We start from the raw sequence: 26,435 nt of genomic DNA on the forward strand, positions 1-26,435 counted from the left end.
TTGTTTCTCGACAATTCAAGTATATATAAATCGGTGAATCTGTGCTTTTTTTATGCGTGGAATTGTGCGAATACCCCAAAAAATATTATAGAACCTAAAAAAACAGCCCTCAAACATTTAAGTTTGGGGGCTGTTAGAGTAAAAATATCATTATCTTTGCGTGGCGTCTACAGTTATGTAAGTATTGCTATAAAGAACCATATTAATATTTTTCACATTCCACAGTTTCCTAAATTCATTAATAGGAACTTTTCGATTATAGCTATTGTTATCATCATTACAATTCGCCAGTTCCCTTAGTGATTCTAAAAGGTAGACATATTCCTTGTCATATCCTACGACAGGGACAAAATGCAAATTATTACGATCCTTATGTACTTTAATAAAAACAATTACGGGAGTTCCTTTACTAACTTCGTACTTTAATGTATTTATATTTCCTTTATAATAGCTTGTTTTAAACCCCTTTTTTCTTAACAACGTACGGATTCCTTTTGGATATACATTGCCTGACCTCACTTTACTAGGGAAATTAGTATATAACTCATCACCATCGGCCTCCATTCCAAAGTGACGCAACACATATGCTGTTGAAAATGCTGCACATTCCCTATTGTTTTGTATATCTATCCTATTATTTCGTTTAATTAGATAGTTAGCCGGATAATCTCTTTTTCGTAAAACAGGTATGGGTAATGTCATTAAATATGCATTAATGATCGTTGATATAATAATCCATAAAATAACTGTTCTAACTATAAACATACTACTCCCCCATTGCTTTGCGTCCATATCGCAACATTATTCTAAGCACTTCTTTAACTAACCTACCCCGTTGGTTTAATGACTGAATAATCAGTTATTACATCTAGTGTAACATATTCACAAATATTGGTGTGTGGGAATTAGACCTCCCCATACCGTCTCGGTGTCTGTAACAGACAATCTCATTTTTTGCACATTTACCATTTATCTATCACCTCATACTTTAAATTTCTCTCTTGAACCTCTAGTTACTTGATGTATTATGATTAACTTATACCAATGGATAGGAGGAATTTTGATGAATAATAAAAAGTTTTCTATTTCAAAAAGGACAGGAATACCAATTCCTACTTTGCATTACTATGATGAAATTGGTATATTTCAACCTGAAAAAAATCCTTCTTCAGGGCATCGCATTTACAATCATCAAGATATTATTACCTTACAAAAAATTATCAGTCTAAAATTCCTAGGGTATAGCCTTGATAAAGTTACTACTTTGTTAAATGAATCAAGTTTTAATATGGATTTAAATGAAAGTTTGTCCCTCCATTTATATGCTTTAGAAAAAGAAAAGGAACAAATTGAGCAAACAATGCGAGCAATTAAAAGAGTAATTACATTAGTCGAGGAGGACGGAGAAGTAGACTCAAAGAAATCAGAAGAAGATCAAATTGTATTGGATAAAACATTTATTCATTTAACTAAAGAAGTGAAAAGATTATATGGTTATCCAGTAGAAGACTTGAAAGTACAAGAGATGGTTAAGGAATATTTAGAAGCTTCTTTTTCATACCTTGGTGAAAATTTGATACAAAAACTTGCCGATATAGATATAGAAGAGGTGGATATTCAAAAATTCGAAAATATGTCATCTTCCCCTTTCACGGAAGGTGAACAAAAATGGTTAAATCAAGCAATGCAATATTATATGCAATTCACAGAATTAGATTAGAAATGGGCTTAGTTAAATAATTTGAGGGTAAAGTTGAAGAGATAAAACATATTTTACTGAGCTCCGTTGAAGTACTGATTTTGCGCTTCACGGATGGCTAAAAGGGGCTATATTTTAATAAGAATAGGACTTGCGTGTATGATTGAATTTCAAACAAGTCCTTATTTCAAAAAAGCCCCCTAACATGTTTGTTAGAAGGCAAAATTATGGTATATCTATTTAGTACTTTCCACGCTTAGTCAAAAATAATTTTATTCACTGCATCACGGTCTAACTTTTTAATAACTTCCACCATTAATTTTACAGCATTATCATAATCATCACGATGTAAAATACCTGCATGTGAATGGATGTAACGTGTAGCAATACCGATTGATAGTGCTGGTATACCATTTGCAGTTACGTGGATAGAGCCAGCATCTGTACCGCCACCAGCCATTGCCTCGAATTGATATGGAATATTGTGCTCATCAGCCACATCTAATACGAATTCACGTAAGCCACGGTGTGAGACCATCGATGCATCGTAAACAACGATTTGTGGACCAGCACCCATTTTACTAGTTGATTCTTTTGCAGTTACCCCTGGAGTGTCTCCTGCTACACCTACATCGACAGCAAAGCCGATATCTGGTTGGATTTTATGTGTAGCCGTTTTCGCACCACGAAGCCCTACTTCCTCTTGAACATTCCCTACAGAATAAAGGATGTTTGGATGCTTTTCATTTTGCAAAGCTTTCATAACATCAATGGCAATTGCACAGCCAATGCGGTTATCCCATGCTTTTGCTAATAAGTATTTTTCGTTTTTCATCACATTAAATTCGAAATATGGTGTTACCATATCGCCAGGACGGACGCCCCATTCTAGAACTTCTTCTTTTGAAGCTGCGCCAACATCGATAAACATATCTTTAATGTCTACCACTTTGTTACGCACATCTGCTGGTAAAATATGAGGTGGCTTAGAACCAATAACCCCAATAATTTCATCGCCTTTACGTGTTGTAATTGTTACACGCTGTGCAAGCATAACTTGGCTCCACCAGCCGCCTACAGTTTGAAATTTGATGAACCCTTTGTCATCGATTTGAGTAACCATGAAGCCTACTTCATCTAAATGACCTGCAACCATAATTTTAGGGCCATTTTCATCGCCAACTTTTTTAGCAATGACGCTACCTAAATTATCCTGTTCAACTAAGTCTGCATATGGTCCAATGTATTTTTTCATGACCTCGCGCGGTGCACGTTCATTACCTGCTATACCATTCGCATCTGTTAAATCTTTAAACATTTGTAATGTTGAATCTAGCTGTGTCATCCTTTTACCTCCCGACTCTTGTATCTCCTCTATTATACTTCGTTTACCGAAATATTCCTAGTTAAATCGTCTGAAAATTGTTGGATTTCTTACTTTAATACCCCGAACGCTGACGATTATAATTTTCTTCATTTTTCTCTATATATGCCGCAACTACGTCCTCAAACGTAAAGCCTAGATTAAACGCAAGTAATCCATAGCATTGCCAGATCACTAAATATCTATCCTCAGTTGGTTGACTAATAAAACTTAAAATATTGTCTTGTGTCATTAAAAATGTCTCTGTTAAATCTCTCTTTTCTTCAATCACAGGCCATTTTTCTATCGCTGTATAACCTTTTAATAGGCCCAGTGATAATATAAAATGAATCGAATCCACATATTCTTCTAGAATCACATCACGTTCCGAAGCTCCCTTTGTGCTCCAAAACTTAAAGCAACGTGTCTCATTTGCAAGTTCTGCTAGCTCTACCATTAAGGCTAAACCTTTTTCTTTAAATACATCACGTTCAATATTTTGAGTTTTTTCGATGAAGTCATCAAGCTCTTTTTGCATTTTAAACAATTTTTGTAAATTCATTTTTTTCTCCTAAATTTCTTAAAAATATTTATATAAAGTGAAACTAATTGCCCCTTACAATCGTATAGGAAGGAATAACCTTTCTTCAAGGGGGAAATTAAAAATGTTGCCGTTACTTATTCGTCTTGCTGTTATTACGCTTATTATCTATGTATTTTATAAAGCGATTCGTTATATAACCGATCCTAAGCGAAAACTTGATGAGGCCTATGAAAAAGGCCAGTATTATTTTTATGATGACGTCAAAAATGTCCGGAAAAATTTCTTTATCTCTTACAAGGGTGCTCTTTTCGAAGGTGAAAAATACCTCGGCACGACTGAAGATGCCTTTGAAGTTGTGACGATTTTCGTTGGCGCCCGTGACGCCGCTACACTGCAAGGTTTTACGAAAAAAGACTTTGTATACTTACAGCAAGAAATTCTATTGAACTATCCGAGCGCAAAAATAAATTGGAAGCAGCCCATTGAAAAGCTTATGCACAACACATCCTCAGAATGAGGATGTGTTTTTATTTATCGGAATGTTTTTGAGTTTTATCGGAACATTCTCGGGTTTTATCGGAATCTTTTTGTGATTTATCGGAACATTTTCCGGTTTTATCACCATAATTGTACTAAGATAAATATTTGAATAGCTGCTAGCAGTGGGAAACCAAATGCAAAGCTGTTATGTCGTGTTTTATGACGGAATAAATACATTCCTAGCACGCCACCTGCTGCACCCCCAGCAATTGCTAATGTAAATAACGTACGTTCTGCAATACGCCACTCATGTTTTTTTGCTTTTGATTTATCCATGCCCATCATAACGAGCAGGACGATAGAAACAATCGCCATATAAGCCAATAATGCTTGCCCCATTGAATACTCCTTTTAATTTTCTATTTACTACTACTCTAACACAAAAAAGACTGACGGATAAATCCATCAGTCTTTCAATAACTTTGCACCTGTCGCTTCGCTTTCGGTGCAGAAATAATTTTTGACTTTGTCAAAAATTATTTAGCTACTGCTTTTTTTGCAGTGTCTGCTAATTGAGTGAATGCTGCTGCATCAGTTACAGCTAGGTCAGCTAACATTTTACGGTTAACTTCGATACCAGCAACTTTTAATCCGTGCATTAAACGGCTGTATGAAAGACCGTTCATGCGAGCAGCTGCGTTGATACGAGTGATCCATAATTTACGGAAATCACGTTTTTTCTGACGACGGTCACGGTATGCATATTGACCTGACTTCATTACTGCTTGGTTAGCAACTTTATATAATGTATGTTTAGAACCGTAGTAACCTTTAGCTAATTTCAATACTTTTTTACGACGTTTGCGCGTCACTGTTCCGCCTTTTACGCGTGGCATATGAATTACCTCCTGCTTTTCATTAAAAAATGAATATTAGTTATTTTGTGTTGTCAAATTATTTCATGTATACAAGTAATGATTTGATGCGTTTGAAGTCACCAGATGAAACGATGTTTGCTTTACGTAGGTGACGTTTTTGTTTTGTAGATTTGTTTGCGAATAAGTGGCTTCCATAAGCACGGTCATATTTTAATTTACCTGAACCCGTTTTTTTGAAACGTTTCGCAGCTCCACGGTGAGTTTTCATTTTTGGCATGTCGAATTCCTCCTAAACTGTTCGTCTAATATTATTTCTCGTTCTTTGGTTGAAGAACTAAGAACATGCTTCGGCCTTCCATCTTCGGTTTTTGTTCAACCGTCGATACTTCAGCACAAGCTTCAGCAAAACGATCTAACACACGTTGACCAATGTCTTTATGTGTAATCGCACGACCTTTGAAACGTAAGCTACATTTAACTTTATCACCTTTTTCAAGGAATTTAATAGCATTACGTAGCTTCGTTTGGAAATCATGCTCATCGATTGTTGGGCTCAGACGAACCTCTTTCATTACGATGACCTTTTGATTTTTACGAATTTCACGGTCTTTCTTTTGCTGTTCAAACTTAAATTTACCATAGTCCATGATACGAGCGACTGGCGGCTTGGCTTGAGGGGCCACAAGGACAAGATCCAAGTTTACACGAGTGGCGATTTCTAGCGCTTCGTTACGTGTCTTTACACCAAGCTGGTCACCATTGTGATCGATTAATCGAAGTTCACGTGCGCGAATGCCTTCGTTTACATACATGTCTTTGCTAATAGTAATCCACCTCCAAGTAGTTGTCGCGAATACATGGTTTGGGCAAAGCCTTGCCCGGTTGAACGGTACATCATCTTGTCATGTCCATAAAAAAAGGACGGACACTTTGAAGATGTCCGCCCGCTATATGTGCATGCGCAAGTCTACGCAAAACAATTCAACGTGTCATACCTGTTCACAGCCCAAGAGCGTTGTATCAGGTGAGAAGCGGGCAGCCTCTACTTCAACCACAAACTTTGTATTCATTAACCTTAACTATATTAACATGTACTTTTATAAGCTGTCAAATGTTTTTTAGCTTATTTCTAAAACAATTTCGCCTTGGCGTAATTGCGTCTGGATTTTGAATTGTGCCAGCACAATTCATTCCTTTCAAAATCCGTGACATCCGCCGGAGGCTTTATCTTCATTCAGTATGAGTTTGGTTACACACTAAAATGGAACCACATCCCCATTTATCTCTACACTTTTAGAGGGGGAATCTTCTTCTGAATGAAGATAAAGTAACCTAAAAACTTTTAATTTAAACCATTATAGTGGTTATCATCATAACGTGTGGTCGTTGATTTCCGTTCCGGCTGGGCGCTTTCCTGGGGGCGTCCGATGAGCCGCTTCACTCGCGTTGCTCGCTCCAGGGTCTCATCTGTGACGCTAATCCCCAAGGAGTCGCCCAGCCTCCACTCCAATCAACTTATATAAATGGCGTACGGATGTCATCTCAAACTTTTTATGTTCTTGCCAGGCGAATCCTAATCCTTCTTCAATCTGATCGAATTCGCCTGCAAAAGCATTAAAATTATTTTGTAATTTCAGCTTTAATGTTAGCTAAGAAGTCTTGGAAGCTAATTGTTTCTGAATCTTTTGAGCCGTAACGACGTACATTTACGCCACCAGCCTCTACTTCTTTGTCTCCGATAACAAGCATATACGGGATTTTTTTCATTTGTGCTTCACGGATTTTGTAACCTAGTTTCTCTTCACGGTCATCCATTTCAACACGTAAGCCTGCTGCAGTTAATTGCTCTTCAATTTGTTTAGCATAATCAAAGTGTGCTTCGTTTGAAACTGGAATGACTTCAACTTGTACTGGTGCTAACCATGTTGGGAATGCACCTTTGTATTCTTCGATTAAGAAGGCAACGAAGCGTTCCATTGTTGATACTACACCACGGTGAATAACAACTGGACGATGTGGTTTACCATCTTCTCCTACATAAGTTAAGTCAAAGCGTTCTGGTAATAAGAAGTCAAGCTGAACTGTTGATAAAGTTTCTTCTTTACCTATTGCAGTTTTTACTTGTACGTCTAGTTTAGGACCGTAGAATGCCGCTTCACCTTCAGCTTCAAAGTATTCTAAGCCAAGCTCATCCATAGCCTCTTTTAACATGCTTTGTGCTTTTTCCCACATTGCATCGTCGTCGAAGTATTTTTCAGTATCCGCTGGGTCACGGTAAGATAAACGGAATGAGTAATCATTTAAATCGAAGTCTTTGTAAACTTCTAAAATTAATTGTACTACTTTTTGGAATTCCACTTTAATTTGGTCTGGACGAACGAAAATATGTGCATCATTTAAAGTCATCCCACGTACACGTTGTAAACCTGAAACAGCACCTGACATTTCGTAACGGTGCATTGTACCAAGCTCAGCAATACGTAATGGTAGGTTACGATAAGAATGCTTGCTGTTTTTGTACACCATCATATGGTGAGGGCAGTTCATCGGACGCATAATTAATGTTTCATTGTCCATTTCCATTGGTGGGAAAATAGAATCTTGGTAATGATCCCAGTGACCAGAAGTTTGGTACAGCTCTTTAGAACCAAGTACTGGTGTATAAACATGCTTATAACCAAGAGATAATTCTTTATCTACAATATAGCGCTCAATAACACGACGGATTGTCGCACCGTTTGGTAGCCAAAGCGGTAAACCTTGACCAACTTTTTGAGAAGTTGTAAATAACTCTAATTCTTTACCGATTTTACGGTGATCACGTTCTTTTGCTTCTTCAAGCATTTGTAGATGATGTTTTAATTCTTCTTTTTTAAAGAAAGCAGTACCATAAATACGTTGTAGCATTTTATTATCTGAGTTACCTCTCCAGTATGCACCAGCTAATGAAAGTAGTTTGAACTCACGAAGCTTGCCAGTTGATGGTGCGTGGATACCACGGCAAAGGTCGAAAAATTCGCCTTGATGGTAAATAGAAACTTGCTCATCCTCTGGAATCGCTTCAAGTAATTCTAATTTATATTCATCGTCGATTTTTTCATAGATCGCTTGTGCATCTGCACGGCTTACATTTTTGCGCTCTATCTCTAGGTTTTCAGCGATAATTTTTTTCATTTCTTTTTCGATTGTTGGTAAGTCTTCAGCAGTGATTGGAGTTGGTGAATCGATATCGTAGTAGAAGCCACCTTCAATAACTGGACCGATACCAAGTTTAACATCTGGGAATAAACGTTTAATCGCTTGTGCTGTTAAGTGCGCAGTAGAGTGACGTAAGATTTCCAATGCTTCCTTATCATCCTGAGTAATAATTGAGATTGTTGCATCCCCTTCAATTGGTGTTTTTAAATCGACTAAGACACCATTTACTTTACCCGCATATGCTTTTTTACGAAGTCCTGGGCTAATTGATAATGCTACGTCATCAGTAGATGTGCCTTTTGCAAATTCCTTTACAGCGCCATCTGGGAAAGTTAATTTAATCATATCTGACATTTTTCTGCACTCCTTATAGTTTTGTTGTGATGCATGATTGAAGTCAAAGAATCCCCGGAATTGATCCTCATTCAATAGGTGTTTGGACACTCACTGAAAAGAAACTACATCCGCATTCGTTCACCACTATTTTCCACTGAACGAAAATAAAAAAAGCTCCGTCCCTACGAAAGGGACGAAGCGTATGCTCGTGGTTCCACCCTTCTTCCTTCCGACTTTTTATAGTCAGACGAAGCTCAAGGCTAGCTAACGGGCTAGGGACCGGCGAAAGATTATCCCTTTCGCTGCTCAGCAGGTAGTAAATAATGTGCTCAAACTAGGAAGCTTACAGCCAATGACTTCCCTCTCTAAAAGCCTTACACAAAATTCATGTCCTCATCAATGCATTTGATCAATTATGCCTCGGCATAATCCGAAGGCTTTAACTTTTTCAGTAAGTGTTTGGACACCGGTTGAAAGAAGTTAATTATTATATGTGACAGTATACGCTCGATTGTCATAAAATGCAACTGCCAATCTTACAGACGTCTATTTTGCCCGCCCATTTTAATCGGCTCTGTCAAGGCTTTAATACGTTCCATAACACGCCCAGCCTTCACGACTTCTATGTCACCTTTTTGTGACTGTGCTAAATGATGCTCCAACTCATCGTAATTAAAATTAGATGTAATGAATGTTGGCAATTGCTCTGCCATGCGGTAATGGAAAATAGTTCCCAAAATTTCATCTCGCGTCCAAGCAGTCATTGTTTCGGCTCCTAAATCATCAAGCATTAGCACTGGTGCCTTTTTCACATAGTCTATTTTTTCATTCAATGTGTTATCGCCAATTGCATTTTTCATTTCTCGTAAAAATTCAGGTACGAAAACTACAACTGACTTTACTTTAGCTTTCGCAAGTTCATTAGCTAATGCGCCTAGCACAAAAGATTTCCCCACTCCAAATTGACCATATAAATAAAAGCCTTTAGCAGGCAAATCCCCTGTATCTAGTACATTTTGAACAAAATCAGTCGCACGGTTTGCAATGTCAACACGTGTATGATCATCAATAAATAAATCACTGATAGTAGCTTGTAGCACATCCTTTGGCATATGCATACTTGCTATCATATTAGCAACATCACGGCGCTCATCTTCACGTATCTTTTGCTCGCATTGTACATAATCAATTTCAACAGTACTCCTTACTACACGTAAAGTAGGTAAAAAACCTTTTAAGTAATTTGTACAATTTTCTGTATTGTCACAGCCACAACAGACTGTAGATTGACTAATAAATTCATGAAGCTTCGGTAAATTACGTTCAACCGCATCATAGCTTAACTCATCCATATGCTCAGCTAAAAACTCTTGCACACGAGGGTTTTCTAATATTTCTTTACGCATCGCTTCATATCGTTCTTGAAATGATGGTACCTTAATTGCTCTTTTCAATGGTCCATTAATCGGTTCGATTGTCATTCACCTACCTTATTTTGAATATTACCTAATTTTTCTAGTATCTTTTGTCTTTCCTTTTCAAAATCAGTAGCGCCAGTATTTGGTGTATCTTTTAATACTTCCTCTGATTTTTCATTACGCTTATAAAACCAATCCGGTACTTTTTCCTCTCGGCGATTTTTTGTGTAAGAGTTCTTTTTTGCCGAAGACTGAGGTTTATTTTTCCACGTAGTGTACTTATCATGTTCTTTACGTGCTAGCTCCATTGCTTCTTTTGCTGTTTGAATATTTTTACGTACCCAATGATCCGCAATCGTTTCCACATATTTCTTAGGTAGCTTCATATCAGTTGTTAGCATTACATATTCCAGAAGAGCATTAACAACCCCTACCGGCATTCCATGCTGGACAATTAAACTCTCTGCAAGCTGTACGGAGGTCTGTAGCGGTTCTTTGCCATTATTGATATCTCGCAATACTTGCACTGGGGGAGTCGTCTCTAAATATTGCTGAAGCTCCTGGTCCTTTGTTTTTTGGCCCGGTTCTTCTACGGATGACGTCTCAGTCACTCTAGCAAGCTTTGGTGGTTCCTTTGATACCGTTAGCTTATAAAAATCCGCAGCGGCCTTACGTAAACGTTCCAATGAAATGCCTAGATCATCATCTAATGCCAGAATTACTACCTTTTGCATATCGAGTGCCGTTAAGCGATATAAAAATGCTAATTTCGCTATTGTTTCGCGCACCTCAAATGTAAGTAGGCTTGCCGGGACTAGTTGCTCCGATAAGCCCGCTTGCAGCAGTTCAAAGTCAAACTGGTCAAAATAAAACGGATATATCTTTTGCTGTGTGTCCTTACGACTAGTATCTACTTGTAAATCATCTGGAATCCTTGTACTTACAGGCTTAAAAACATCTATGAAGGCACGCGATACATCTTTAAATTCTGCATCTCTTGTAGATGGAATAAAACGCTGACGTAACTTCCGATAAGCTTGCTCCCCGATTTTACTAAATAGAAACATCGACAGCAGTGGGTCTTTCATAAAACTATCCGCATCAAGTGGACGTATCAGCTCATATAAAAAGCTTCGCTCGCCATCATCCTCTTTTTTCCATGTACGTAACAGGCCAATTGCTTCAAGCGCAATACGTGCCTCAAATACTTTGCCAATAGGAAGACCTAACACATTCATTAAATAATAATGTGTCATTTGCTGCTTTGGCATTTGCTCAGCCTCTGCCCATAATGTTAAATAAAGGCTGATTGGTTCCGCTCCAATTAAAGGCTGATAAAAAAGCGTTACTAATTGACGTTCCTGCGTAGAAAGTGCATGAGGTAGACGAATGTCAAAAGAATCAGCAGGCTGTAATTCCTTATACAAATGGATCAACGTCATTCCCCTCTCTATTTCCTATAATTTCTGCTCTGTTTGACGTTGGATAATTTCTTTAATTTCTTCAATAAAGACATTGATATCCTTAAATTGACGGTAAACCGATGCAAAGCGCACATACGCAACCTCATCGATTTTCGCTAAGCGATCCATTACCATTTCTCCTACATCCTCAGATCGGACTTCAGCATTCCCAATACGGCGAAGATCTTTTTCAATAGACATTACTAGTCCTTCAAGTACTTCAAGAGAAACAGGACGTTTTTCGCAAGCACGAATAAGTCCACGAAGTACCTTTTCACGGCTAAATTCTTCTCGTGAACCCTCTTTTTTCACTACAACTAACGGTGTCTCTTCAATTTTTTCAAACGTTGTAAATCGGAAGCCACATGACTCACATTCACGACGTCTACGAATTTCTTTATTATCATCAACTGGCCTCGAATCCACAACACGCGTTCCGTTAAATTGGCAAGATGGACATCTCATATAATTACTCTCCTGATTTCACAACAATTTAGTATTTCTATTATAACAAATTTCCTATGTATAAGAAAAGCGCATTGACGATAGTGTGCTCATGATAAGCCTTGAAAGCAGAAAGTACAAGCATAGATTTTACAATCTAATACAAAAAGCACATTGAAATCACTCGGATTTCAATGTGCTCAACATATTTGCTTGATTATGCATTAACCGTTTCTAATGCTTTTGCCACTTTTTTCACAAGATCTACAACGCGTGCTGAATAACCCCACTCATTGTCGTACCAAGCAAGCACTTTCACTTTGCGGTCACCCAATACCATTGTAGAAAGTCCATCTACTGTTGAAGAGTAAGTTGTTGTATTGTAATCAGAAGATACTAGAGGCTCAACTGAGAAGTTTAAAATGCCTTTCATTGGACCTTCAGTAGCTGCCTTAACGAATGCAGCATTGATAGAATCTACAGTTACATCAGTATTTAAATCAACTACTAGGTCAACTAATGATACGTTTGGTGTTGGAACACGAAGTGCCATACCATGAATTTTGCCTTCTAATTCCGGTAACACTAATTTCAATGCTTTTGCAGCACCTGTAGATGTTGGAATGATAGACTGTGCGCAACCACGTGCACGACGTAAATCTTTATGCGGATTGTCTAAATTCTTTTGGTCATTTGTATAAGCGTGAACTGTTGTCATTAAACCGTTTTCGATACCAAATGTGTCATTTAATACTTTAGCAACTGGTGCTAAGCAGTTTGTTGTACAAGAAGCATTTGAAATAACATCATGTTTTGTGATATCAAGTTTCTCATCATTTACACCTAAAACAATTGTTACGTCCTCGTTTTTACCAGGTGCAGTTAAGATAACTTTCTTTGCGCCTGCTTCTAAGTGCATTGCTGCTTTTTCACGATCATTAAATTTACCAGTTGCTTCAATAACAATATCCACACCCATTGTTGCCCATGGTAATTTTAATGGGTCGCGTTCACTAATAATTTGAACACGTTTACCATTTACAATTAAAGCATCGCCTGCAGGCTCCACTGAACCCTCGAACGTTCCATGATTTGTGTCATACTTTATCAAATGTGCTAACGTTTCAGCTGGGTAGCTGGCGTTAATTGCAACGATATTTAAACTTTCTTGTACGATCGCTTGGCGGAAAACCATACGTCCGATACGTCCGAAACCATTAATAGCAACTGATACTGTCATTTATAAAATCCTCCTGTGAGTGCAAACTCAGATTAATTATATACTTTATGGTGATTAGTATAACACAATTTCAAAAAAGATGAACATTATATATTCATAATATTAAAGTTCTTATTTTCTGAAAAATAAAATCGCCTAAATTAGTCCTTATTATGGTATAAACTCACAAAAAAATGCATAACAAAGTGTTTTTGCTATGCATTCATAGTATTAAAAAACAAAATTGGCAAGGAAATCTCAGTGAATGGTATGGCTCTTTAAAGGATGATTTCCGTTCCGGGCTACTCGCTTTCGCACGAGAGTCGAGTAGCCTTCCACTCCAATCAGCAATAGCGTAGAATTTTTATAAATATAATTTAATGCTATAGGTAAAAAGTAAAAGTTATGCTACTCACCAAACAGAAAAAACTTATAATTGTGACGCATTAGAATACATGTAGATTGATTGTAGTGGGGGCTGGGCGACTCCTTGGGGAACAGCAATAGAGGAGCAAAGGCTAAAATCATCACATCCTGTGATAACGCCTTCGTGACCAACATCCTGTCGCTGCCGCTACGTTAGCACTACGCTTTCGCACAGAAAACATTTGTTGCCCCAAGCGGCTCATCGGACGCCCCCAGGAAGCTCTGCTCTGCGCGAAAGTGAAGCGGCAGCGAATGTTTTATCTGTGCGAAAGCGAAGCGACAGCAACAACGAAGCGCCCAGCCGGAACGGAAATCACCCCCTGTTTTGCCGAAAGAGCCATACTTTATTTAATGTGACACCTTATTTTCAATGACTTAATAGTTTTTAACAATATGAAATGCGTAGCAATATGGCATTGCTACGCATCGAATGATTTTACAGATTTTTAATTAATTATAATACGTCCCAAGATGTCAGGATTTTTTTCAGTTGGTGCTCTGTTTGTTCTAAATTTTCATTGTTGTAAATAACCGCATGGGCACCTTTTTCTTTGACTGACATTGGTAACTGAGAATGCATTCGTGCTAGTGCATCCTCCTTTGATAAGTTGTTACGCTCCATTAATCGACGGAGCTGTACCTCTTCACTAACCGATACCACGATAATGTGCTCGACAAAATGCTGTAATTTATTTTCAAATAAAAGTGGAATATCCATCACAACATGCTTTTCTCCGGCATCTATATACGCATCGCGCTGGCGTAACATTTCCTTGCGAATAGCAGGATGCATCATATCATTTAACATTTTACGCTTAACAGGCTCGTGAAAAATAATATCGCCAAGCTTAGCACGATTTAAACTCCCGTCTTCTAGCAATATATCTTGTCCAAAATTTTCAACAATTAGCTTTAAAGTCTCCGTTCCTGGTTCAACAACATCACGCGCTACAATATCTGCATCGACAATTGGTAAACCAAGTGCTGTCATCATTTTTACTACTGTACTTTTTCCGCTCGCTATACTTCCTGTTAATCCGATAATCATAGTTAAATCCCCTTTAATGTTGACAATTTGGGCAAAAGACTGATGTGCGCCCACCTATCGTCATTTGGCTCGTTGCAGTTCCACACGTTGGACACAACTTCTTCCCATACATTTGCAGTCGATTCTGCATACTTCCAGCCTCACCATTTATATTACGATAATCTGAAATTGTTGAACCGCCTGCTTCAATGCTTTGGCGTAAAATAGCGACAATCGCCTCGAACAATTCACGTTTACGCTTTTCACTAATGCGGTTCATTGTACGGGCCGGATGAATTTTTTGCGCAAATAATGCTTCTGTTGCGTAAATATTACCACAGCCCGAAATGACTTGCCCATCCATAATTACATCTTTAACGGCCTTTTTCTCATATTTCGGCAACTTTGATTTCGCAATAAAATAATCACATGCTATTTCATCGAATGGCTCTGGTGCCATTTTTGTTAATGGTGCATGTTCCTCAATTTTTGTTAGAAAACGTAGTTCACCAAAGCGGCGTATATCTGAATAAATTAAATAGCCACCATCTACCATTTGAAATGTAGCATGAATATGCTTTTTAAATTTCACCTCTTGGATTTCCTCAGGCGAATTTACCACAAACCAAGCACCTGTCATCCCTAAATGACTAACAAGCACATAAGGGACATCTTCCTTCAGTAAATGAAAGAAGATGTATTTTGCTCGTCGTTCTATTGTTGTAATCGTCATTTGAGACAACGATATTTCAAATGCATCAGGCTCGGCTTGCTTCACGATACATTGCTTTCCTTCCCCAAAGGAAAAACGAATAATTTCAGATAGTTGAACTTGTTGAATTGTCCGCCCTTCAATTTTAGGTTTTAATGCCTGGACGACACCTTCAACCTCTGGTAATTCAGGCATTTTAACCTCTCCTTATTTTGCTTCGTACCAAGTTGCACCGTAGTTAAAATCTACTTTTAATGGTACTGAAAGCTCGATTGCGTTCTCCATAACTTCTGGTACTATTTTTTCAAGCAATGCAATCTCCTCTTTAGGTGCTTCAAATATTAATTCATCATGCACTTGTAAAAGGATTTTTGCCTGCATATTTTCTTTTTTCAAACGAGCATCCATATCAATCATTGCCTTTTTAATAATATCAGCTGCACTTCCCTGAATTGGTGTATTCATCGCAGTACGCTCTGCAAAGCTTCGTAGATTGAAATTCGAGCTCGTAATGTCAGGTAAATAACGACGTCTATTTAAAATCGTTGTCACAAAACCATTAAACTTCGCATCTTGGACGATATCATCCATGTATTGTTTTACACCTGGGAAACTCGCAAAATATTTCTCGATAAATGTAGCAGCTTCCTTACGAGTAATATCCAAGTTTTGTGATAAGCCATAATCACTAATCCCATAGACAATACCAAAGTTCACCGCTTTTGCAGCGCGACGCATATTACTATCGACCTCATCTGCTGAAACATGGAATACATCCATTGCTGTACGTGTATGAACATCCATACCTTCACGGAAAGCTTCGACTAAATTTTTATCATTCGACATATGGGCTAATACACGCAATTCGATTTGCGAATAATCGGCAGAAAATAATATCCAATCTTCTTTCGATGGCACAAATGCCTGACGAATTTTTCGCCCTTCTTCTAAACGAATCGGGATGTTTTGTAAATTCGGATCCGTTGAGCTTAAACGCCCTGTAGCTGTTAACGCTTGCTGGAATCGCGTATGCACCTTACCATCCTCTTTATGGATTTCTTTTAGTAAGCCTTCGATATAAGTTGACTGTAATTTTCCTAGCTGGCGATATAAAAGAATATGCTCAATAATCGCATGCTCTGGTTTTAATTTTTCCAATACATCCGCTGCAGTGGAATAACCTGTTTTCGTCTTTTTAATAACAGGAAGACCAAGCTTATCAAAGAGAATAACGCCTAATTGCTTTGGTGAATTAATATTGAAGGTTTCTCCTGCTTCAGCATAAATTGCTTGTTCAATAACAATTAGCTTGTCATTCAATTCCTGACCCATCTTCTCTAATGTGGCACGATTGACCGTGATCCCTTCACTTTCCATTTCCCCTAAAATAGAAGCAAGTGGAAGTTCTAAGTTTTTATAGAGCTCGAATTGTTCATTTTCCTTTAACAATGTCTCAAGCTTTGGCTGTAAAGACCACACAGCAAAGGCTTTGCGGCTAGCATGCTCAGCAAGTGCATCTATAGCTGGTATAGCTCGTTTCGCGCCTTTACCATAAACAGCCTCATTTGCCTGCACATTGCGATAGCCCAGTTCTTTTGCAAGAGTTGCCACATCATCTCCACTTAGCGCAGGGTTATTAATATAAGAAGCAAGCAATAAGTCAAATTCCACACCAGCTAAACGTATTCCCGCACGTTTTAACGCAGCTTGAGATGCTTTTGAATCAGACATGTACTTTATTTTAGTAGCATCTTCTAACCAGAGACGAAGAACATCTGATTTAGCCGCAAGATCAAAAGGCACGTACATTGTTTTCTCTCCATCTGTTAATGCAATACCTAGTTGCTGGCAAGTATGATAATGCTCGTCCTCTAACTCCAAGTGCACTGCCATTACATCTTTTAAATGCTCTTGCTTTACTTCTTCCACAATTTCATAGTCAAAAGGTGCCTGTTCCTCTTCTTGGACAGTAAAATCACTTTTTTCTAGTAGTGATTTAAAACCAAGCTCTTGCCACACACTAATTAATTCTTCCTCATTCGGACCATTGTAAGCAAGATCAGAAAGCGTTATATCAATCGGCGCTTTTGTAAAAATAGTAGCTAGCTTTTTACTCATTAGTGCCTGTTCTTCATTGGCAACTAATTTTTCTTTCATTTTAGAAGCCTTCACCGTATCCATTGCCGCATAAAGCGACTCTACTGAACCATGCTCTTTAAGTAATTTAACAGCCGTTTTTTCACCGACACCTGGTACACCAGGGATGTTATCTGAAGAATCCCCCATTAAACCTTTCATATCAATAATTTGTCCAGGCGTTAAGCCATATTTTTCTGCAATAAAAGCAGGTGTATTTTTTTCAATTTCAGTAATACCTTTTTTCGTAATGTATACTGTTACTTGCTCAGTCGCGAGCTGTGTTAAGTCACGATCTCCTGATACAACGATGACATCCATATCCTGAGTCGAAGCTTCAGTGGCAAGTGTCCCTATAATATCGTCCGCTTCGTACATTTCAAGCTCATATCGCTTAATACCATAAGCATCGATAAGCTTGCGTATATAAGGGAACTGCTCAGATAATTCTGGTGGAGTCTTTTGTCGACCACCCTTATATTCCGTAAATGTTTCATGACGGAAGGTTGTCTTACCCGCATCAAAGGCAACCAAAATTTTCGTTGGTTGCTCTTCCTCCAATATTCTTTGTAGCATCGTTGTAAAGCCGTACACTGCATTCGTATGAATTCCACTATCATTCGTTAATAATGGCAACGCGAAAAAAGCGCGATACGCTAAACTATTGCCGTCCAATAATAGCAATTTATCCTTTGTCATGATTTTATCCTCCTGCGTTTTCGTCTTCTTAATTGTAAAACGAAAACGTATGTTTGAAAATGCCTCTTCCTTTTACTTTATCGAGAAAACAGGTATTTTACCAATCATAACGTTGAAAATCGCCAAAATTTCTACAGCAATAGATTAACGTATGTTTAACTACACAAAAAAAAGCCAATCACTTATTGTAATTGACTTCTCTGTCGTTATTTACTAACTCTATTTGTTTTTTCTTTACGATAGAAAATTTCTTCATATATGACAGTCAAAATAAAAGCATTCATAAAGGCAAACACTAAAAACATTGGCATACCGCCAAGCTGTGGATGTGTAAGCTCTGTATCGAACACCATTACAGCGCTGATTTGTGCTAAAAAGAAAATGAAGCCAATCCCTACTTGCCAAATAGGACGCTTAACTTTTCGCTTTTCGTACCAAAATATTCTTTTAAATATTTTTCGTACATCCTCAGCAATGACCAAGCTTAGTAAAAACAAAATAACAAAAAATACTGGTATATGATAAACACTTTTTGTGATCCATGCAAAATCTGATAGACGGAAGAAAAGTGTAAATAACGATGCAATACTACAGGCTATCCCTAAATTCTGGAGCCACTTACTAATTTGCAACTTCACAACTATTACCCCCATTTTTATTTTTCAACATTATCATTCTATCAGATAATAGTCATATACGAAACACAAAATTATAAATTTCTATCATTTTCATAACATACCATCTATAAATGAAAGATATTTATAAAATATACGATTCAAAACCCCAAAACCCCATTATAAATGCCTATCACCATAAAGTGGGGTTGATTTCCGTTCCGACTGGGCGCTTTGTAGCTGCCGCTTCGCTTTCGCACAGAGCAGAGCTTCCTGGGGGCGTCCGATGAGCCGCTTCACTCGCAAGGCTCGCTCCAGGGTCTCGGGCCAACAGATGTCTTTTGCGCGAAAGCGTGAGTGCAACGTAGCGACAGCAGAGGGTTTTGGTTTTGTTTGTGCGAAAGCGCAGCGACAGCAACAGCACGATGTTGGTCACGAAGGCGTTATCACAGGATGTGATGGTCTTAGCCTTCGTTCCTCTATTTACTGATCCCCAAGGAGTCGCCCAGTCTCCACTTCAATCAACTTATATTAGTATTGCCATTCATTAAATAATCCTTGCAAAAGCTCGAAACCAGAATATAAAAATATCATACAAAATGTATTGCTAAATTTATGTAAGGAGTAAAAAAAGCCGTCTCAAAAAATTGAGACGCCTTCATATACTTATCCCTGCAAGGATAATAGTATTATTTTATATAGCCAGATAATATCTTTGCATATGGTGAAGTGGATGGCAAAATAATGACCGTATCTTCACCTATAGTTTTCTTATATGATTCTAATGTCCGGTACAATGAATAGAATTCAGGGTCTTGTGAGAATGATTTATTGTAAATCTTCGCAGCTTCTGCTTCACCATCCGCTTGAATCAACGCACCGTCCTTTTTCGCTGTTGCTAGCATTTCTTGAACCTGCTGATCTGTTTGAGCTTCAACACGACGTTTCTCAGCGTCACCTTCAGATAAATATTTCTGTGCGATTGATTCACGATCCGAAATCATATTCGTAAACACGGATTGCTCATTCTCAGTCGGCAAGTCGATACGACGAATACGAACATCTACTACTTCAATTCCATATTTATCATTTGAAAGTAACTCATTGACACGTGCAGTTACCTGATCATTGATACTCCCACGTGAAGAACCTTCATCATTAATAATCGCCTTATATTCTATTCGACCAAGCTCTGAGCGAATAACTGAATAAATAAACTCTTCCATACGTGATTCAACTTTTTCTATTGTTCCTGCATTTGAAATTAATTGCTTTGGATCAGTTATATGCCAAACTGCATAATTATCAATAATAATTCGTTTTTTATCCTTTGTATTAATTTCCTCTTCAGAAACTTCATATGTCATTTGGTTTTTTGGTAGCCTCGTTACGCTTTGAATAAATGGAACCTTTATTTTCAAGCCGGGCTCACTCTGAAATTTCACTACTTCTCCAAACTGTCTAACAACTGCGTATTCGGATTCTTTAACTATATAAACATTAGCAAATAATATAATGGCAATAGCAAAAACGGCTGTTAATGTTACAGCAAAAGAAATATATTTTTTCGGATTCATCGGGCCTTTTTTCGACATTTTGACCACATTATCCCCTTCTTTTGGAGCAGTATTTTTGGATTTACCCGATAAAAAATTCAGGAATTTTTCAAGATCCTTATTTTTTTGATCCATTAGTTACCGCTCCCTTCTTTTTTCTCTTTTGAAGTTTCTTGTGTTGCAGGTGTTTCTTGTGTTGCAGGTGTCTCCTGTTTTGCAGGTTGCAATGCTTGAAGAGGTAAGTATTTCATTGTATTACCATCATCATTCATAATATAAATTTGCGCTTTAGGTAATACATTTTCAAGTGTTTCCAAAATTAAACGTTCGCGTGTAATCTGTTGATTGCCCTTATATTGCTCATACATTTTATTAAAGACAGCTACATCCCCTTGAGCCTGCTCAATACGCGCTGTTTTTTCACCTTGAGCTTTCGAGATAATTGCATCCTTCTCACCTTCAGCCTCACTAATTCGCTGATTATTATATTTTTTCGCCTGATTAATTTTTGTATTTTTCATTTCGCGTGCATCTGTAACAGCTGTAAAGGCTGCTCGCACATCTGCGTTCGGTAATTCAACATCCTGTAGTTTTACCCCTAAAACACTTATACCTATATCGTACTTTTCTAGAAGAGAAACGAGTAAATCTCGTGATTTTGCTTCTATGTCCGCTTTTCCTTCAGTTAACGCGGCGTCGATTTTGGAACTTCCGATAATGGATCGAATCGCACTCGACGTAGCGCTATGTAATATTTTTTCTGGATCTTGTGAGCTGAATAAATACTTTTTCGGTTCTGTAATTTTCCATTGAACGACAAGGTCTGTTAATACAATATGCTCATCCCCTGTAATCATTTTCGTTTCAGCATCATAAGTTTCCAATTCCCCATTTTCATTTTGCTTATAGCCAAACTTTAAACTAAACGTTTCCTTCGATAAAACCTGAACCGATTGTACAGGCCAAGGTAATTTAAAATGTAAACCTGGTTCTGTAACTGTATTATCGGCACGACCGAACGTAATGACAACTGCTTGTTCTGATTCATCTACTGTGTACCACGATGTAAATACCGCAATAATTGCAACAATGCCGAAAATGCCAAGTCCCACCATCATTAGTGACCTTTTCACACTCATGTCTAATCCTCCCTTAAACTTAGTACTATTGTATACGTGACACTTACTTAAAAGTTTCAAAATATTTTAATAAACCACTTTTTTATTTTAGGCAGTTTTACATAAGGACAATGTGAAGCTCATCATTTTTTTGCACCGGTCCTCCATCTTTAATCCGCAAAAAAATATCCCGTTACCAGTTAAGGTAACAGGATATTGACAACTAGATGTTCAAACGCTGGGAAAAAGGTTGTTGATAAAACAATGCTAATTAATGCAGCTACAATCATCGCAAGACTCGCAAAAGTACCTTCCAACTCACCAAGTTCAAATGCTTTAGAGGTACCGGTGCCATGAGCTCCCATTCCTAACATTAGCCCTCTAGAGGATGGTCGATGGAAACGACATACTTTAATCACTAACGGTGCTATTAGACTCCCTAAAATACCAGTTATCATAACGAAAACAGCAGTAAGTGTAGGAGAGCCACCAATCATGTTGGAAATGTCCATTGCTATTGGTGTCGTAACTGAACGTGGAACTAAGCTATGCACAAGCTCATTATTTAATCCAATTACTACGGCAATGATAAATGAAGATGTAATAGCAACAGCTGAGCCCACTGCAATACTTAGAAAAATTTCAAAAGCATGTTTCTTTAATAGATTAAAATTTTTATAAATTGGTACCGCAAATGCTACTGTTGCTGGTCCAAGTAAATTTGATAAAATACCGGCTCCTGCAGTATAGGATTTATAAGATGTACCCGTTAGTAACAAAATGGCAATGACCACTAACGGTGTGATCAATATAGGTGATAACCATTCCTTCTGATACTTTTTATAAAACATTTTACAAATATAAAAAACTGCGATAGTACCTAGTAAACTTACTATAGCGGTTAAAAAGCTCATGCAGTATCACCTTTCTTTCGTTGCCCTAGCAATTGTGCTGTGAAACCTGTTGCAAACATAACAACGATGGCACTCAATACAATTACAAGCACAGCTTTCACACCTTGCACACCGAATAATGCGGTATAATCGATTACTCCGATAGCAGATGGAATGAAAAATAGTAATAGTTCACTAAGTAATAAACCTGCACCTAGCTCAATCCATTCAAGCTTAATAATATGAAACTGCAATAGTAAAAACAATAAGACTAGTCCAATTATGCTCCCTGGAATCGGCAAGTGAAGTAGGCGTGCAATACTATTCCCAACAAATAAAATTACATAAAGATAGCCGATTTGCACGATACTTTTGACGATTTTCATGGTCATCCTTCTTTCAATTTTTTATCTTGCTATAACTATCAGTAGACCACTTCTAGATAAAATGGACTTATTAACTGACCGTTAATGCCCGATTGATTCAACTAACAAGTAAACTGATTGTCAGTTCATGTTGTTGAGGTGTTAGTGGAATTAAGATGTCTTATTAAATTGTGGCTCTCCGGCAAAACGAGGTGGTTGATCTCCGTTCGGTCTGGGCGCTTTGTTGTTGCTGTCGCTTCGCTTTCGCACAGATAAAACATTTGCTGACGCTTCGCTTTCGCGCAGAGCAGAGCTTCCTGGGGGCGTCCGATGAGCCGCTTCTCTTAACATGTATCTTCTAGTGTGTCACTCTAATTTACTGTAATAAAATGAAGCTAACAGATGTTTAAAAAAACTAAGTGACAGCAACAAAAACATGAGAGTGCGAAAAGTGAAATCTGCAATGAAAATCTCCCTTCTTTAAATCGCTATAGCAAAGATTTCCTTGGCTATTTTATTCTCAACACTATGAACTAACAATCAGTACAATATTATTAGGTGAATATTATGCTACTATACTTTACACCTATTTTTGTTACGTGTAAAACAGAAAAAGAATCTATTACCAAAAAGTCTGGTAATAGATTCTTACTATTGTGGCGATAATTAAGCAACAAATAAAAAATCTAATTTATATATAAATAAAGATTTTTTTGCTATTTTATAGTCTTAACAATTTTATAAGGGGGTTTCTACTAACAAGTATAAGACCCCATTGTGAATCTAAAATTGTGCTATTGTAAAGAATTCGTTAATTTTTCGGAATCATAACAATCATTTTTGTCCCTACACCAACTTCACTTTCTACCTGAATGCGACCATGGTGCGCCTCTACTAAGTGTTTCACAATAGCAAGTCCTAAACCTGTTCCCCCAGAATTCCTGCTTCGCGCACGATCCACACGGTAAAAGCGTTCAAAGACACGAGCAATTTCATGTTTTTCAATTCCTATACCTTGGTCTTCTATTTCAAGAATGCCGTACGTTTCATTTTCCTTTAAACGAATCGTAACGGTTGTATTTTCCGGAGAGTACGTAATGGCATTGGTAATTAAATTAGTGACAATTTGAATAATGCGATTGGCATCACCCATAACTTGAACATCACGCTCTATATCAACATAAAAGCTCATATTTTTCTCATCCAGACGTGGACCTGTCAGCTCTGCTCCACGTATAAGTACATCTTGCAAGCCCATCGGCATAATATTAACGGTAAAACCATGCTGTTCAATTTTCGATAACTCTAGTAAATCCTGGATAAGCATCTGCAGACGGTTACTTTCTTTATAAATGATCTCTAAAAAAGATAGGAGCATTTTTTCATCCTTATACGCACCATCCAATAATGTTTCAGAAAAGCCTTTAATAGAGGTAATAGGTGTACGCAATTCATGGGATACGTTTGCTACAAAGTCCTTACGAATTTGCTCTAAACGAACAAGCTCCGTAATATCATGCATAACGATAACGACACCAAGCCAACGACCATGATCCCCTATAACAGGTGCTCCGTACACTTCCTTATTATACAGCTCCTGTTGGACCTCCATTTTAATTTGTTGTCGATAAGGCATTTCCGTTAGAAACACATGGTCAATAAATTGCTCTAGTGATTTTGGTAAACCAATTGTACGAAAAACTTTCCCTTGTACATCGTCAATTTGCATACCGAAACGCTCTAAAAATACACGGTTCACAATAGATATATTGCCCTCACGTCCTATCATCATGAGGGAGCTTCCCATGTTTTCAATTAACGTTTTAAGCCTTTCCTCTTCTACCTCGCGAATCGTCGTAATATCCTGTAAATTACGCGCTAAAATATTGATGGAGTGACTAAGCGGCATCATGCGTTCATGCTCATTTTCATGGGCACGAGCACGGTAATTTCCCTTTGCCAGCTCAAGTGCCGTATCTGTCACGTTATCAATAGGAGCAGTGAAATTTCTAATCATATAGCGACTTACAATAGCCATTAACATAAGTGCTATGATAAAAAGTATCGCTAGCACTACATAAAGTCGCGTATGAACAGTCGATAATAGAGAATCTTTTACCTCAATGTTTTGCGCAGTATATAGCGCCTCTTTATCTTCCTTAGATAGTTCAATCTTTCGTTCATCTAATACTCGGTTAATAGATTCTTGCATCTCTACACTAGCCTGTTCGTTGTACTGTTCTATATAAACAGGAAAAAGCTGACCTATTACAACCATTAGGACAGCTAATATCGTTCCAAGCAATAGCATGAATGTCAAGAATAAGCGGTTGCTCATTGATTTCATGTCGTTTTCGGCTCCTCGAATTTATAGCCAAGGCCGCGAATTGTTTTGATGAATATCGGCTTACGGCTATTTTCCTCGATTTTATCGCGAAGGTGGCTTATATGCACATCCACAATTCGAGTATCGCCAGCAAAGTCATACTTCCATACAGCACTTAATAGTTGATCACGCGTTAAAACACGGTTTTTATTTTCAAGTAAATAAATGAGTAGTTCAAATTCTTTTGGCGTAAATTCCAGTGCTTCATCCTGTAAAAACACTTCAAAACGCTCTGGAAAAACACGTAATTGTCCAAATTCATACATTTTCTCTTGTGACCCATTCTTATCTTCAGCCACTACATTTTGTGTGAAACGTCTTAAAACAGCCTTTACCCGCGCTAACACTTCGCGTGGACTAAAGGGCTTCGTCATATAATCATCTGCCCCTAGCTCTAGACCAAGTACTTTATCGAACTCGTCATCCTTTGCTGTTAGCATAATAATAGGTGTATTCATACGTTGTTGACGAATTTGCTTACAAACCTCCATACCATCAAGTCTTGGAAGCATCAAATCTAATAAAATTAAATCTGGCTGTAAGTCAATTGCCTTATCAAGACCCTCTTGACCATCTGCAGCTGTTTCGACAACATATCCAGCCTGCTCTAAATTATATTTCAATAATGTCGCAATAGAAAATTCATCTTCTACAACTAAAATCGTTTTTGTCATGTGTAATGCCTCCGTTAGTGATTTGAAACCCCCATTTCAAATCTCAAGACGTTTATAAAGTAAGTGGTGGTGTTACCAGTAAAGTACCTTCAATCACAAGCTCCTTTTGCTCATTATATGAGTGTACACATACTGTAATCGTATTTTGTAATTTATTTACTTCTGTTACTTCTAAAAGAGTATCAAATAATTCATAATGATAGAGCGGTCCTAAATATTTTATATGTTGCTCAATAATTCGTGCACCTGGTCCAGGAATATACTTTGACACAGCTGAAGTAATAATGCCATTTAACATGATTGTTGGTACGATTGGCTTTTGAAAAGGTGTCATTGCAGCATAATCATGTTGAATATAAAGTGGATTATTATCATTCGTCAGTCCTAAATAAAGCAATAAATCCTTATCTTCTATCTTTTCGGTTATATGAATCTTCTCGCCAACTGTAATTTCATCAATAGAGAGACCAAGCTTACTGTTTTTTTGAAGCAAAAATACGCCAACCCCTTTTCTATCATATACCTTCATAGTATCAATTTTATTCCAAAAGTACAACGAAAAGCAGAATAACCATGTAATCTTCATTCAGCATTATTTATCGGTTCCTTTGTCTTTTAACCGAGAATGGTGTTGCCATTCTTTTTGATATTTAGCTGATGAATGTTGAAGGACCAGATTCTCCAAAGCGTAGCTGAAAAAAATACAAAAGACATCTACCCTTCATATTTGCGGATTTCACCAATTCCTTACTTAGAAAATCGCCGAAAGAACTAAAAATTAACGAAC

25 protein-coding genes are annotated in these 26,435 nt (G+C 37.6%); 2 read left to right on the forward strand and 23 right to left on the reverse strand.

Annotated elements, in window-relative coordinates; genetic code table 11:
• Positions 1–150: 150 nt before the first annotated feature.
• Positions 151–765: a cysteine peptidase family C39 domain-containing protein gene (locus B1B04_RS11245; protein WP_079561563.1), complete on the reverse strand. Its 615-nt coding sequence runs from the start codon at positions 763–765 to the stop codon at positions 151–153.
• Between the two features lie 298 nt (positions 766–1,063).
• Between B1B04_RS11245 and B1B04_RS11250 the strand changes: the two genes are divergently transcribed.
• On the forward strand, positions 1,064–1,720 hold the full coding sequence (locus tag B1B04_RS11250; protein WP_079561564.1) for a MerR family transcriptional regulator: 657 nt from the start codon (positions 1,064–1,066) through the stop codon (positions 1,718–1,720).
• 235 nt (positions 1,721–1,955) lie between these two features.
• On the opposite strand, the gene B1B04_RS11255 is transcribed toward B1B04_RS11250, so the two are convergent.
• Entirely contained in the window at positions 1,956–3,044 is a 1,089-nt protein-coding gene (locus B1B04_RS11255) for a M42 family metallopeptidase (RefSeq protein WP_079561565.1), read from the reverse strand.
• A gap of 94 nt (positions 3,045–3,138) precedes the next feature.
• The gene (locus tag B1B04_RS11260; RefSeq protein ID WP_079561566.1) at positions 3,139–3,624 is read right to left on the reverse strand and encodes a dUTP diphosphatase; all 486 of its coding nucleotides are present in this window, start codon (positions 3,622–3,624) and stop codon (positions 3,139–3,141) included.
• Between the two features lie 103 nt (positions 3,625–3,727).
• Here B1B04_RS11260 and B1B04_RS11265 point away from each other — a divergent pair, with 103 nt between their 5' ends.
• Entirely contained in the window at positions 3,728–4,123 is a 396-nt protein-coding gene (locus B1B04_RS11265; protein ID WP_079561567.1) for a sigma-w pathway protein ysdB, read from the forward strand.
• Between the two features lie 101 nt (positions 4,124–4,224).
• On the opposite strand, the gene B1B04_RS11270 is transcribed toward B1B04_RS11265, so the two are convergent.
• From B1B04_RS11270 to B1B04_RS11370, 20 genes are all read right to left on the reverse strand, one after another.
• The gene (locus B1B04_RS11270; protein ID WP_079561568.1) at positions 4,225–4,485 is read right to left on the reverse strand and encodes a DUF1294 domain-containing protein; all 261 of its coding nucleotides are present in this window, start codon (positions 4,483–4,485) and stop codon (positions 4,225–4,227) included.
• A gap of 137 nt (positions 4,486–4,622) precedes the next feature.
• Positions 4,623–4,982, reverse strand: coding sequence for a 50S ribosomal protein L20 (rplT, locus tag B1B04_RS11275; RefSeq protein ID WP_053592414.1), 360 nt, complete (start codon positions 4,980–4,982; stop codon positions 4,623–4,625).
• A gap of 58 nt (positions 4,983–5,040) precedes the next feature.
• Positions 5,041–5,241, reverse strand: coding sequence for a 50S ribosomal protein L35 (rpmI, locus tag B1B04_RS11280; protein WP_004226312.1), 201 nt, complete (start codon positions 5,239–5,241; stop codon positions 5,041–5,043).
• A 31-nt stretch (positions 5,242–5,272) separates the two neighbouring features.
• Positions 5,273–5,776 carry a translation initiation factor IF-3 gene (infC, locus tag B1B04_RS11285; protein ID WP_024363824.1) on the reverse strand — a complete coding sequence of 168 codons (504 nt, stop codon included), beginning with the start codon at positions 5,774–5,776 and terminating at the stop codon, positions 5,273–5,275.
• Between the two features lie 808 nt (positions 5,777–6,584).
• Positions 6,585–8,516, reverse strand: coding sequence for a threonine--tRNA ligase (gene thrS / locus B1B04_RS11290; protein ID WP_079561570.1), 1,932 nt, complete (start codon positions 8,514–8,516; stop codon positions 6,585–6,587).
• A gap of 518 nt (positions 8,517–9,034) precedes the next feature.
• Positions 9,035–9,973: a primosomal protein DnaI gene (dnaI, locus tag B1B04_RS11295; RefSeq protein ID WP_240518281.1), complete on the reverse strand. Its 939-nt coding sequence runs from the start codon at positions 9,971–9,973 to the stop codon at positions 9,035–9,037.
• Positions 9,974–9,975: 2 nt separating this feature from the next.
• The gene (locus B1B04_RS11300) at positions 9,976–11,358 is read right to left on the reverse strand and encodes a replication initiation and membrane attachment family protein (RefSeq protein WP_240518277.1); all 1,383 of its coding nucleotides are present in this window, start codon (positions 11,356–11,358) and stop codon (positions 9,976–9,978) included.
• Positions 11,359–11,373: 15 nt separating this feature from the next.
• The gene (gene nrdR, locus B1B04_RS11305) at positions 11,374–11,844 is read right to left on the reverse strand and encodes a transcriptional regulator NrdR (protein WP_079561573.1); all 471 of its coding nucleotides are present in this window, start codon (positions 11,842–11,844) and stop codon (positions 11,374–11,376) included.
• A 196-nt stretch (positions 11,845–12,040) separates the two neighbouring features.
• Positions 12,041–13,063 carry a glyceraldehyde-3-phosphate dehydrogenase gene (locus B1B04_RS11310; protein ID WP_079561574.1) on the reverse strand — a complete coding sequence of 341 codons (1,023 nt, stop codon included), beginning with the start codon at positions 13,061–13,063 and terminating at the stop codon, positions 12,041–12,043.
• A gap of 859 nt (positions 13,064–13,922) precedes the next feature.
• Positions 13,923–14,516, reverse strand: a complete 594-nt coding sequence (coaE, locus tag B1B04_RS11315; RefSeq protein WP_079561575.1) for a dephospho-CoA kinase — start codon at positions 14,514–14,516, stop codon at positions 13,923–13,925.
• 13 nt (positions 14,517–14,529) lie between these two features.
• Positions 14,530–15,402: a bifunctional DNA-formamidopyrimidine glycosylase/DNA-(apurinic or apyrimidinic site) lyase gene (gene mutM, locus B1B04_RS11320; protein WP_079561576.1), complete on the reverse strand. Its 873-nt coding sequence runs from the start codon at positions 15,400–15,402 to the stop codon at positions 14,530–14,532.
• Between the two features lie 12 nt (positions 15,403–15,414).
• Positions 15,415–18,042 (reverse strand): DNA polymerase I, encoded by a 2,628-nt coding sequence (gene polA / locus B1B04_RS11325; RefSeq protein WP_079561577.1) that lies wholly within the window; start codon positions 18,040–18,042, stop codon positions 15,415–15,417.
• Between the two features lie 206 nt (positions 18,043–18,248).
• Positions 18,249–18,680, reverse strand: coding sequence for a DNA polymerase I (locus B1B04_RS11330; protein ID WP_079561578.1), 432 nt, complete (start codon positions 18,678–18,680; stop codon positions 18,249–18,251).
• Positions 18,681–19,345: 665 nt separating this feature from the next.
• Entirely contained in the window at positions 19,346–20,347 is a 1,002-nt protein-coding gene (hflC, locus tag B1B04_RS11340; RefSeq protein ID WP_079561580.1) for a protease modulator HflC, read from the reverse strand.
• Positions 20,347–21,351 (reverse strand): FtsH protease activity modulator HflK, encoded by a 1,005-nt coding sequence (hflK, locus tag B1B04_RS11345; RefSeq protein ID WP_079561581.1) that lies wholly within the window; start codon positions 21,349–21,351, stop codon positions 20,347–20,349. Before hflK ends, hflC begins: the two co-directional genes overlap by 1 nt.
• 179 nt (positions 21,352–21,530) lie before the next feature.
• Entirely contained in the window at positions 21,531–22,244 is a 714-nt protein-coding gene (locus B1B04_RS11350) for an LrgB family protein (protein ID WP_079561582.1), read from the reverse strand.
• Entirely contained in the window at positions 22,241–22,609 is a 369-nt protein-coding gene (locus B1B04_RS11355) for a CidA/LrgA family holin-like protein (RefSeq protein WP_079561583.1), read from the reverse strand. Before B1B04_RS11355 ends, B1B04_RS11350 begins: the two co-directional genes overlap by 4 nt.
• Positions 22,610–23,399: 790 nt before the next feature.
• Positions 23,400–24,935 (reverse strand): two-component system histidine kinase PnpS, encoded by a 1,536-nt coding sequence (pnpS, locus tag B1B04_RS11360; protein ID WP_079561584.1) that lies wholly within the window; start codon positions 24,933–24,935, stop codon positions 23,400–23,402.
• A complete protein-coding gene (locus B1B04_RS11365; protein ID WP_079561585.1) occupies positions 24,932–25,648 on the reverse strand; it encodes a response regulator transcription factor in 717 nt (238 codons plus the stop codon). The genes pnpS and B1B04_RS11365 overlap by 4 nt, the downstream gene beginning before the upstream one ends.
• A 52-nt stretch (positions 25,649–25,700) precedes the next feature.
• Positions 25,701–26,141, reverse strand: coding sequence for a MaoC/PaaZ C-terminal domain-containing protein (locus tag B1B04_RS11370; RefSeq protein WP_079561586.1), 441 nt, complete (start codon positions 26,139–26,141; stop codon positions 25,701–25,703).
• Between the last annotated feature and the right edge of the window lie 294 nt (positions 26,142–26,435).

Origin of the sequence: Lysinibacillus sp. KCTC 33748, assembly GCF_002237755.1 — a bacterium.
Lineage (GTDB): Bacteria > Bacillota > Bacilli > Bacillales_A > Planococcaceae > Lysinibacillus.

What these genes read in the sequence shown, in the direction of transcription:
- B1B04_RS11365 (WP_079561585.1), bottom strand. Translation starts at nt 25,648, where the DNA reads ATGACAAAAACGATTTTAGTTGTAGAAGATGAATTTTCTATTGCGACA.
- thrS (WP_079561570.1), bottom strand. Translation starts at nt 8,516, where the DNA reads ATGTCAGATATGATTAAATTAACTTTCCCAGATGGCGCTGTAAAGGAA.
- mutM (WP_079561576.1), bottom strand. Translation starts at nt 15,402, where the DNA reads ATGCCTGAATTACCAGAGGTTGAAGGTGTCGTCCAGGCATTAAAACCT.
- rpmI (WP_004226312.1), bottom strand. Translation starts at nt 5,241, where the DNA reads ATGCCAAAAATGAAAACTCACCGTGGAGCTGCGAAACGTTTCAAAAAA.
- B1B04_RS11355 (WP_079561583.1), bottom strand. Translation starts at nt 22,609, where the DNA reads ATGAAAATCGTCAAAAGTATCGTGCAAATCGGCTATCTTTATGTAATT.
- polA (WP_079561577.1), bottom strand. Translation starts at nt 18,042, where the DNA reads ATGACAAAGGATAAATTGCTATTATTGGACGGCAATAGTTTAGCGTAT.
- nrdR (WP_079561573.1), bottom strand. Translation starts at nt 11,844, where the DNA reads ATGAGATGTCCATCTTGCCAATTTAACGGAACGCGTGTTGTGGATTCG.
- B1B04_RS11245 (WP_079561563.1), bottom strand. Translation starts at nt 765, where the DNA reads ATGTTTATAGTTAGAACAGTTATTTTATGGATTATTATATCAACGATC.
- B1B04_RS11265 (WP_079561567.1), top strand. Translation starts at nt 3,728, where the DNA reads ATGTTGCCGTTACTTATTCGTCTTGCTGTTATTACGCTTATTATCTAT.
- B1B04_RS11270 (WP_079561568.1), bottom strand. Translation starts at nt 4,485, where the DNA reads ATGGGGCAAGCATTATTGGCTTATATGGCGATTGTTTCTATCGTCCTG.
- B1B04_RS11310 (WP_079561574.1), bottom strand. Translation starts at nt 13,063, where the DNA reads ATGACAGTATCAGTTGCTATTAATGGTTTCGGACGTATCGGACGTATG.
- hflC (WP_079561580.1), bottom strand. Translation starts at nt 20,347, where the DNA reads ATGGATCAAAAAAATAAGGATCTTGAAAAATTCCTGAATTTTTTATCG.
- B1B04_RS11350 (WP_079561582.1), bottom strand. Translation starts at nt 22,244, where the DNA reads ATGAGCTTTTTAACCGCTATAGTAAGTTTACTAGGTACTATCGCAGTT.
- rplT (WP_053592414.1), bottom strand. Translation starts at nt 4,982, where the DNA reads ATGCCACGCGTAAAAGGCGGAACAGTGACGCGCAAACGTCGTAAAAAA.
- B1B04_RS11255 (WP_079561565.1), bottom strand. Translation starts at nt 3,044, where the DNA reads ATGACACAGCTAGATTCAACATTACAAATGTTTAAAGATTTAACAGAT.
- infC (WP_024363824.1), bottom strand. Translation starts at nt 5,776, where the DNA reads ATGTATGTAAACGAAGGCATTCGCGCACGTGAACTTCGATTAATCGAT.
- pnpS (WP_079561584.1), bottom strand. Translation starts at nt 24,935, where the DNA reads ATGAAATCAATGAGCAACCGCTTATTCTTGACATTCATGCTATTGCTT.
- B1B04_RS11300 (WP_240518277.1), bottom strand. Translation starts at nt 11,358, where the DNA reads ATGACGTTGATCCATTTGTATAAGGAATTACAGCCTGCTGATTCTTTT.
- B1B04_RS11250 (WP_079561564.1), top strand. Translation starts at nt 1,064, where the DNA reads ATGAATAATAAAAAGTTTTCTATTTCAAAAAGGACAGGAATACCAATT.
- hflK (WP_079561581.1), bottom strand. Translation starts at nt 21,351, where the DNA reads ATGAGTGTGAAAAGGTCACTAATGATGGTGGGACTTGGCATTTTCGGC.
- coaE (WP_079561575.1), bottom strand. Translation starts at nt 14,516, where the DNA reads ATGATTATCGGATTAACAGGAAGTATAGCGAGCGGAAAAAGTACAGTA.
- B1B04_RS11260 (WP_079561566.1), bottom strand. Translation starts at nt 3,624, where the DNA reads ATGAATTTACAAAAATTGTTTAAAATGCAAAAAGAGCTTGATGACTTC.